The sequence below is a fragment of the Vibrio sp. V42_P2S4T144 genome (assembly GCF_009904715.1).
GTDB classification, from domain to species: domain Bacteria; phylum Pseudomonadota; class Gammaproteobacteria; order Enterobacterales; family Vibrionaceae; genus Vibrio; species Vibrio alginolyticus.
Window position 1 is genome coordinate 1 of sequence record NZ_WXWS01000363.1, and the last position, 9,242, is coordinate 9,242.

8 protein-coding genes are annotated in these 9,242 nt (G+C 44.8%); 7 read left to right on the forward strand and 1 reads right to left on the reverse strand.

Annotated features, from left to right (window positions below; genetic code table 11):
- The 4 genes from CAG68_RS12410 to lpxC all read left to right on the forward strand — a co-directional run.
- On the forward strand, nt 1-489 hold a 489-nt coding region (locus CAG68_RS12410), incomplete at its 5' end, for a cell division protein FtsQ/DivIB (RefSeq protein WP_161441214.1).
- Nucleotides 482-1,744, forward strand: a complete 1,263-nt coding sequence (gene ftsA, locus CAG68_RS12415; RefSeq protein WP_005372946.1) for a cell division protein FtsA — start codon at nt 482-484, stop codon at nt 1,742-1,744. The genes CAG68_RS12410 and ftsA, both read left to right, overlap by 8 nt.
- A gap of 30 nt (nt 1,745-1,774) precedes the next feature.
- The gene (gene ftsZ, locus CAG68_RS12420; protein WP_017633617.1) at nt 1,775-3,013 is read left to right on the forward strand and encodes a cell division protein FtsZ; all 1,239 of its coding nucleotides are present in this window, start codon (nt 1,775-1,777) and stop codon (nt 3,011-3,013) included.
- Nucleotides 3,014-3,114: 101 nt separating this feature from the next.
- Nucleotides 3,115-4,032: a UDP-3-O-acyl-N-acetylglucosamine deacetylase gene (lpxC, locus tag CAG68_RS12425; RefSeq protein ID WP_005381871.1), complete on the forward strand. Its 918-nt coding sequence runs from the start codon at nt 3,115-3,117 to the stop codon at nt 4,030-4,032.
- 113 nt (nt 4,033-4,145) lie between these two features.
- On the opposite strand, the gene CAG68_RS12430 is transcribed toward lpxC, so the two are convergent.
- Complete coding sequence (locus CAG68_RS12430) at nt 4,146-4,604, reverse strand: DUF721 domain-containing protein (protein WP_005381869.1); 459 nt, start codon at nt 4,602-4,604, stop codon at nt 4,146-4,148.
- A gap of 407 nt (nt 4,605-5,011) precedes the next feature.
- Here CAG68_RS12430 and secA point away from each other — a divergent pair, with 407 nt between their 5' ends.
- From secA to dapB, 3 genes are all read left to right on the forward strand, one after another.
- Complete coding sequence (gene secA / locus CAG68_RS12435) at nt 5,012-7,741, forward strand: preprotein translocase subunit SecA (protein WP_005387389.1); 2,730 nt, start codon at nt 5,012-5,014, stop codon at nt 7,739-7,741.
- 155 nt (nt 7,742-7,896) lie between these two features.
- Nucleotides 7,897-8,295, forward strand: coding sequence for an 8-oxo-dGTP diphosphatase MutT (gene mutT, locus CAG68_RS12440; protein WP_005387387.1), 399 nt, complete (start codon nt 7,897-7,899; stop codon nt 8,293-8,295).
- 110 nt (nt 8,296-8,405) lie between these two features.
- A complete protein-coding gene (gene dapB / locus CAG68_RS12445; RefSeq protein WP_005381860.1) occupies nt 8,406-9,215 on the forward strand; it encodes a 4-hydroxy-tetrahydrodipicolinate reductase in 810 nt (269 codons plus the stop codon).
- Nucleotides 9,216-9,242: the final 27 nt, after the last annotated feature.

Sequence of the window (9,242 nt, forward strand, 5' to 3'; positions counted from 1 at the left end):
GCTCTGCCATGGGTAGCGCATGCCGCAATCCGAAAGCAGTGGCCGGATACAGTAAAAGTTTTTTTGACGGAGCATCAACCAGAAGCCATTTGGAATGGCAACGAACTGTTAGATAAAAACGGGTTCGTTTTTGATGGAGATGTTGCTCTGTTGCAAGAAGAAAAAGTGAAGCTGTACGGACCCAAAGATAGCGGGCCGGAAGTCTTACAGACTTACCGTGATTTGAGTCCTAAGTTTCAGCAATTGGGTTTAGCGATATCGTCTCTGGTATTAAACGAGCGACGAGCTTGGCAAATCATCCTTGATAACGGTATTCGATTAGAGCTCGGAAAAGAGTCTCTTCTTGAGCGTATAGAGCGCTTTTTTAAGCTCTATAACAAGCTTGGCAGTGACACGCAAAGAATCAGTTATATCGATCTTAGGTACGATACAGGAGCCGCAGTTGGTTGGTTTCCTGAACAAGAGTTAGAAGAGAGTACAGATGACTAAGGCCGCTGATGACAACATTATTGTTGGTCTTGATATAGGCACTGCAACCGTATCGGCTCTAGTGGGTGAGGTTTTACCAGACGGTCAAATTAATATTATTGGCGCAGGTAGTAGCCCCTCACGCGGCATGGATAAAGGTGGCGTGAATGATTTGGAGTCGGTTGTAAAATCAGTACAACGTGCAATTGATCAAGCTGAATTAATGGCAGAGTGCCAGATCAGCCGAGTCTTCATTTCGTTGTCTGGTAAGCATATCGCAAGCCGAATTGAAAAAGGTATGGGCACGATTTCTGATGAAGAGGTGTCTCAAGAAGACATGGATCGCGCTATCCATACCGCAAAATCGATTAAAATCGGTGATGAACAGCGAATTCTTCATGTGATCCCGCAAGAGTTCACCATTGATTACCAAGAAGGAATCAAAAATCCGCTTGGTTTATCTGGGGTAAGAATGGAAGTGAGTGTCCACCTTATCTCATGCCATAATGACATGGCACGCAACATTATTAAGGCGGTAGAACGCTGCGGCCTTAAAGTAGAACAACTCGTATTTTCTGGGCTTGCTGCTAGTAATGCAGTAATCACCGAGGATGAAAGAGAGCTTGGAGTTTGTGTGGTTGATATTGGTGCCGGCACGATGGATGTGGCCATCTGGACTGGCGGTGCGTTACGTCACACAGAAGTATTTTCGTACGCAGGAAATGCTGTAACCAGTGATATTGCTTTTGCTTTTGGCACGCCAGTGAGCGATGCTGAAGAAATAAAAGTCAAATATGGCTGTGCTTTGAGTGAACTGGTCAGTAAGGATGACACGGTTAATGTACCAAGCGTAGGTGGACGACCATCACGTAGCCTGCAACGTCAAACGTTGTCAGAAGTGATTGAGCCACGCTACTCTGAGCTTATGGGACTGGTTAACCAAACTATCGACTCTGTACAAGCAAAATTGCGCGAAGAGGGTATCAAGCACCATCTGGCTGCGGGAGTTGTACTCACCGGCGGTGCTGCGCAAATGGACGGAGTGGTAGAATGTGCGGAACGCGTATTCCGCAATCAAGTAAGGGTCGGCAAACCGCTCGAAGTCAGCGGATTAACTGACTATGTAAAAGAGCCGTACCATTCTACGGCAGTTGGATTACTTCATTACGCAAGAGACATGCAGTCTAGCGACGATAGCGATTATAATGAACCTAAACGCTCATCTGTAACTGGCTTTTTCGATAAATTGCGTAACTGGATACAAAAAGAGTTTTAACCTGAGTTGCAGGATAAACGGAGACAACACATGTTTGAACCGATGATGGAAATGTCTGACGATGCAGTAATCAAGGTCGTTGGGGTTGGTGGCGGCGGTGGTAACGCCGTTGAACACATGGTGCGTGAATCCATCGAAGGTGTGGAATTCATCAGCGTCAACACTGATGCGCAAGCACTTCGTAAGACAAGCGTTGGCAATGTTATTCAGATCGGTGGTGATATCACTAAAGGTCTGGGTGCAGGTGCTAATCCACAGGTTGGCCGTGACGCAGCTCTCGAAGACAGAGATCGAATTAAAGATTCCCTGACTGGCGCCGATATGGTGTTTATCGCAGCTGGTATGGGTGGCGGTACCGGTACTGGTGCAGCGCCTGTTATTGCTGAAGTGGCTAAAGAGCTTGGCATTCTAACAGTAGCGGTAGTAACTAAACCGTTTAGTTTTGAAGGTAAAAAGCGTTTGGCATTTGCTGAGCAAGGTATCGATGAGCTGTCTAAGCATGTTGACTCTTTGATCACGATTCCAAACGAAAAGCTACTTAAAGTACTTGGTCGTGGTGTAACACTACTAGAAGCTTTTGCAAGCGCTAACGATGTTCTTAAGAATGCCGTTCAAGGTATTGCTGAGCTAATTACTCGCCCTGGCATGATCAACGTCGACTTTGCGGACGTAAGAACTGTAATGTCTGAAATGGGTCACGCAATGATGGGTAGCGGCATCGCCAAAGGTGAAGACCGAGCTGAAGAAGCGGCTGAAATGGCAATTTCTAGCCCACTTCTGGAAGACATCGATCTAGCGGGCGCTCGTGGTGTTCTTGTCAATATTACTGCTGGTCTGGATATGCGTCTTGACGAGTTTGAGACGGTTGGTAATACAGTGAAGGCATTCGCTTCTGACAATGCGACTGTTGTTATCGGTACTTCTCTAGACCCTGATATGACTGACGAAATCCGCGTAACAGTTGTAGCGACAGGTATTGGTAATGAGAAAAAGCCAGATATCACGCTAGTTGCGGGTGGTAAAGCTAAAGTGGCACCGACGCCGCAAGCTCAACCACAGCAACAAGCAGCGGCAACGCAAGCTGAAGAAAAACCGGCACAGACCTTGCAAAATAATCAAGTGCAAGAGAAGCCACAGGTAACTCCTCAGCCGACAAACACTGCTCCTTCTTCTCCAGCTTCGTCGAGCCAAAGTTCTGCGGCTCCAAAGCAAGAAAAGGAAAGTGGTTATTTAGATATACCGGCATTTTTGCGTCGTCAGGCTGATTAATCTTTAACCCATAAATTTGACATGGCTCAAAATTATGGTAGCATTCACGGTCGACGTTACAGACGGCCGTGTTTTGTAGCAAATTTTTGAGAGGCAAGCAGATGATCAGACAACGTACTCTGAAAGAAATAGTGAAAACAACTGGTGTGGGTCTCCACTCTGGTCGTAAAGTCACACTTACTCTGCGCCCGGCTGCTGCAAATACAGGTATCATTTACCGTCGTACAGATGTAAATCCACCTGTAGATTTTCCAGCTGATCCAGCTTCGGTTCGTGACACCATGCTTTGTACTGCATTGGTAAACGATGAAGGTGTGCGTATTTCAACTGTTGAGCACTTGAATGCGGCACTTGCTGGTATGGGCATCGATAACATTGTTGTCGAAGTAGACGCACCTGAAATTCCGATCATGGATGGTAGTGCAAGCCCATTTGTATACTTGCTACAACAAGCAGGTATCGAAACGCAAAATGCGCCAAAACGCTTCATCCGTATCAAAAAGCCAGTTCGTTTTGAAGATGGTGATAAATGGGCAGAATTTGTACCATTTAACGGCTTCCGTATGGACTTCGAAATTGAGTTTAATCACCCAGCGATTGAATCAGACGAGCAACGTTTGCTGTTTGATTTCTCGTCAAAAGGCTTTGTTCGTGAGATTTCTCGAGCACGTACGTTTGGCTTTATGCGTGATATCGAATATCTACAATCTCAAAACCTAGTTTTGGGTGGTAGTTTTGACAATGCTATCGTTTTGGATGATTACCGTATTCTTAATGAAGAAGGTCTACGCTTTGAAAATGAGTTTGTGACTCACAAAGTGTTGGATGCGATTGGTGACCTTTACATGTGTGGCCACCCAATCATTGGTGAATTCCGTGCCTTTAAATCTGGCCACGGTTTAAATAACCAACTGTTACGTGCTGTTCTTGCAGATCAGGAAGCGTGGGAGTGGACTACATTCGAAGAAGAAGTCGGCTCACCAGTAGCATTCGCAGAACCAAATATGGTGCTTGCGTAAATACTTGGCATTAGAATTAATAAAAAACCAGGCTTATGCCTGGTTTTTTGCTATTTGGCTTTAATCTTCTACTTATCAATAACATTCAAGCTTTCAGCATATTGAAATAACGTTCACTTACGATCTTCCTTTTCTGCCATATCGGCTAATCGTTTTAAACGCTCTTGAATTTTAGGTGGCGCCATGTCGGCAATCGTCATTAATGACTTTGCTGCAGATTCTGTTAGTGGTGGACGCTTAGGTCTGTCGTCTTGTTGAAAGCGGTTTCTATATAGTGAAGGATTGATCCTCACTTCAACGCTCATCAGCTTGGCAAAGCCTTGAGTACGAAGTTTATTTAGGATCATGAGGCGATCGTAATCGATCTTCATTTTGATTGCGGCACTAGAGACATCGATCAATAGATGGCCGTTACGAACATTCGCTACTCGGCAATGATCGGCCGTCCCCATGGGTAAGACCTCTTGCAAAGCTTGGTTAAGCTGTAAGATTTCTCCAGCATGTTCTTGAATCTGCTTGAACTGTGACTCAGCAATAACATCTTCAGTCGAGGTTGGACGGTGATCACGCATAGGTAAAATCTAATTTTGTTGAGATATAGCTATTCTAGAGCAGCTTTCTATCAAGGTATAGTTTACATTAACGTCTTTAGCTTCAGTTTTACAATGTAGCAAGGTAAAAAGCAAAGTTTGCTCTGGATGGATTACACATATTGCGGTATGCAATATCGGCTAATCAGTCACCACTTTAAGTAAAAACTTCAGAGTGCTTCAAACAAATACGTCTATTTATGGTTGTATCGATTAAAAATCCTTACACTAAGCCACATTGTTTCAAAACTTAGCCTTGAAATATGGATGTTTGAACTCAATATCTTTGATAAATGATTTATCTCAGTATTCTTAGTTCCAAACTGGCAGAGACTGAAGGCATTATGAGTAGATCGGGAACGGTCTGAATAAAGAGAGATTCACGAAAAATGATAACTAAGCTACTGACAAAAGTGATTGGCAGTCGCAACGACCGAACACTGCGCCGCCTTAGAAAAATTGTAAAAGAAATTAATAACTATGAGCCAACATTCGAGGCTCTAAGTGATGAAGAGTTAAAAGCAAAGACGGTTGAATTCCGTGAGCGCCTAGAGAAAGGTGAAACTCTTGATAAACTACTTCCAGAAGCTTTTGCTACGGTTCGTGAAGCATCTAAGCGTGTCTACGGTATGCGCCACTTCGACGTCCAGCTTATCGGCGGTATGGTTCTAAATGCGGGTCAAATCGCTGAAATGCGTACGGGTGAAGGTAAAACGCTGACGGCAACGCTTCCTGCTTACCTAAATGCCCTGGCTGGTAAAGGCGTTCACATTGTAACAGTGAACGATTATCTAGCTAAACGTGATGCAGAGACAAACCGCCCTCTATTTGAATTTTTAGGTATGACTGTTGGCGTAAACGTGCCAAACATGCCTCCTCAAGAGAAAAAAGAAGCGTACCAAGCTGACATCTTGTACGGAACGAACAATGAATTTGGTTTTGACTACCTTCGTGACAATATGGCTTTCCGTAGCGAAGATCGCGTACAACGTGAACGCTTCTTTGCAGTTGTCGATGAGGTGGACTCAATCCTAATTGATGAAGCTCGTACCCCTTTAATCATTTCTGGTCCTGCTGAAGATAGCTCTGAGCTATACACCCGAATCAACCTTTTGATCCCGCATCTTAAAAAGCAAGACAAAGAAGACTCTGAAGAATATCGTGGTGATGGTCACTACACTGTTGATGAGAAATCAAAGCAAGTATACCTCACAGAAACGGGCCAAGAGTACGTTGAAGAACTGTTGGTGAAAAATGGTCTTATGGAAGAGGGTGACACACTTTACTCTCCGACTAACATCAGCATGTTACATCACGTGAATGCCGCTTTGCGTGCTCATGTGTTGTTTGAGCGCAACGTTGATTACATCGTTACTGACGAAGGTGAAGTAGTAATTGTTGATGAACATACTGGTCGTACAATGCCAGGTCGTCGTTGGTCTGAAGGTCTTCACCAAGCAGTAGAAGCGAAAGAAGGCGTTAAGATTCAAAACGAAAACCAAACTTTGGCTTCGATTACCTTCCAGAACTACTTCCGCTTATACGAAAAACTGTCTGGTATGACAGGTACTGCGGATACTGAAGCGTTTGAGTTCCAATCTATTTATGGCTTGGAAACGGTGGTTATCCCAACCAACAAACCAATGATTCGTAACGATATGCCGGATGTGGTGTACCGTACCGAAGCTGAGAAGTTTGCTGCAATCATTGAAGATATCAAAGAGCGCGTTGCGAAAGGTCAGCCAACATTGGTTGGTACAGTATCGATTGAAAAATCAGAACTTCTTTCTAACGCATTGAAGAAAGCGAAGATCAAACACAACGTATTGAATGCGAAATTCCATGAAAAGGAAGCGGAAATTGTTGCTGAAGCGGGTATGCCTGGTGCGGTAACTATCGCGACCAACATGGCCGGTCGTGGTACGGACATTGTGCTTGGCGGTAGTTGGCAATCAAAAGTGGAAGCTTTGGAGAACCCAACTCAAGAACAAATCGATGCGATTAAAGCAGAGTGGAAAGTGGTACATGATCAAGTACTAGATGCTGGTGGTCTACACATCATTGGTACTGAGCGCCACGAATCTCGCCGTATTGATAACCAGCTACGTGGTCGTTCTGGTCGTCAAGGAGATGCGGGTTCATCTCGCTTCTACCTATCTATGGAAGACTCTTTGTTACGTATTTTCACTTCTGATCGTATGGCGAGCCTTATCCAAAGTGGTATGGAAGAAGGTGAAGCAATTGAATCGAAAATGCTTTCTCGCTCAATTGAAAAAGCACAGCGTAAAGTGGAAGGTCGTAACTTTGATATCCGTAAGCAGCTACTAGAATACGATGATGTGGCGAACGATCAGCGTAAGGTTGTCTACGAGCTGCGCGACGAATTGATGAACGTTGAAGACATCAGCGGTATGATCGAGCAAAACCGTGAAGATGTGCTAACAGCGGTTATTGATGAGTACATCCCGCCACAATCCCTAGAAGATATGTGGGACGTTGAAGGTCTGCAAGAGCGCTTGAAAGCAGACTTCGATCTTGATGCGCCAGTGAAGCAATGGCTTGAAGAAGACGATAAGCTTTACGAAGAGGCGCTACGCGAGAAGATCATCAATCTAGCCGTTGAAGTGTACAAAGAGAAAGAGGAAGTGGTGGGTGCGCAAGTACTTCGTAACTTCGAGAAATCGGTTATGCTTCAAACGTTGGATACGCTTTGGAAAGAGCACTTGGCAGCAATGGATCACTTGCGTCAGGGTATTCACTTACGCGGCTATGCGCAGAAGAACCCGAAACAGGAATACAAGCGTGAATCGTTTGAACTGTTTGAAGGTCTACTAGAAGCGCTGAAAACTGATGTGATTACTGTTCTATCTCGCGTTCGAGTCCAGCAACAAGAAGAAGTTGAACGTATGGAAGAGCAACGTCGTGCGCAAGCTGAAGAAGCCGCTCGTCGTGCTCAAGCGCAACACGCAGCAGCACAAAACCCTCTTTCTGAAGGTGAAGAATCTGAAGAAGGTTCAAGTCAGCCAATGGTACGTGATGAACGTAAAGTAGGTCGCAATGAGCCTTGCCCTTGTGGTAGTGGTAAGAAGTATAAACAGTGCCACGGCAAGATCGACTAACGTATTAGTCAGATAATTTTTTAAAGAGTCGCCTAGGCGGCTCTTTTTTTAAGCAAATTCTGTGGCTGTCGAATTTCATAAGTTTTGATAGCATCGGATAGTTTTAGAGATGCAAAGACCGTTGAAGTGTAACGGCTTGAGAGTTAGGAACCCCTATGAAAAGAATTCACATAGTCGCGGCTATTATTTTTAACCAAGACAAATCAAAAATTTTTATTACAAAGCGTCCAGACGACAAGCATAAAGGCGGGTTTTGGGAGTTTCCCGGCGGGAAAGTCGAGTCAGGAGAAAGTATTGAACATGCTCTAGCAAGAGAACTTGAAGAAGAAGTAGGAATTGAAGTTACTGAGCAAGCCCTTTTCGAGCATTTGGAATATGACTATCCAGACAAATCACTTAAGTTTGATTTTATTACGGTATCTAAGTTCAGTAATGAGCCTTACGGCCGAGAAGGTCAAGAAGGTCGCTGGGTTGAGATAAGAGAATTGGGTAACTATGCCTTTCCTGAAGCGAACGTGCCTATCTTGGAGCGTGTCGTAAAAGAGTTCGCTTAAGCCTGATGAACTTGCTTGTGGTAACCACGGTATGTTGTTAGTTTAAACAGATTAAGCGAAACGAGAGAACGAGAGCAAACCTCGTTATCCAGAGAAGGAGAGAAAGCGCAATGGTTCGTATTGCAATCGCAGGAGCAGCAGGCCGAATGGGCCGTAATTTGGTTAAAGCTTCACACCTTAACCCAGAGGCGACAGTGAGCGCGGGATCAGAACGACCTGAGTCCTCACTTGTCGGTGTCGATATCGGTGAACTTTGTGGTGAAGGCAAATTCGATGTGTTCTTAACGGATGATCTTGCTAAAGACGTCGATAATTTTGATGTAATCATCGATTTTACTGCCCCAGTAAGTACGTTGGCGAATCTTGAACTGTGTAAGAAGCATGGAAAGAGTATTGTGATTGGGACGACTGGTTTCAGTGATGCAGAGCGTGAACTAATTGACGAAGCCGCTAAGCAAGTGCCTGTTGTCATGGCTCCTAACTACTCTGTTGGTGTGAACCTAGTATTTAAGCTTCTTGAGAAAGCAGCCAAAGTGATGGGCGACTACTGTGATGTTGAGATTGTCGAAGCACATCATCGTCATAAAGTTGATGCTCCTTCTGGTACCGCTATCGGGATGGGCGAAGCCATTGCTGGTGCGATGGGCAACAAGCTGAATGATGTAGCTGTCTATGCGCGAGAAGGTATCACAGGTGAACGTACTAAAGATGAGATCGGCTTTGCTACAATTCGCGCTGGCGATATTGTCGGTGAGCACACAGCCATGTTTGCTGATATTGGGGAACGAGTGGAGATAACGCACAAAGCGACCGATCGTATGACGTTTGCTAATGGCGCCGTCAAGGCCGCTGTTTGGTTGAGTGCCAAACCAGCGGGCTTTTATACCATGACAGATGTTTTGGGATTGAATGAACTCTAAATACATAATTATTCGCCGGCGGTAGCC

What these genes read in the sequence shown, in the direction of transcription:
- ftsA (WP_005372946.1), top strand. Translation starts at nt 482, where the DNA reads ATGACTAAGGCCGCTGATGACAACATTATTGTTGGTCTTGATATAGGC.
- ftsZ (WP_017633617.1), top strand. Translation starts at nt 1,775, where the DNA reads ATGTTTGAACCGATGATGGAAATGTCTGACGATGCAGTAATCAAGGTC.
- lpxC (WP_005381871.1), top strand. Translation starts at nt 3,115, where the DNA reads ATGATCAGACAACGTACTCTGAAAGAAATAGTGAAAACAACTGGTGTG.
- CAG68_RS12430 (WP_005381869.1), bottom strand. Translation starts at nt 4,604, where the DNA reads ATGCGTGATCACCGTCCAACCTCGACTGAAGATGTTATTGCTGAGTCA.
- secA (WP_005387389.1), top strand. Translation starts at nt 5,012, where the DNA reads ATGATAACTAAGCTACTGACAAAAGTGATTGGCAGTCGCAACGACCGA.
- mutT (WP_005387387.1), top strand. Translation starts at nt 7,897, where the DNA reads ATGAAAAGAATTCACATAGTCGCGGCTATTATTTTTAACCAAGACAAA.
- dapB (WP_005381860.1), top strand. Translation starts at nt 8,406, where the DNA reads ATGGTTCGTATTGCAATCGCAGGAGCAGCAGGCCGAATGGGCCGTAAT.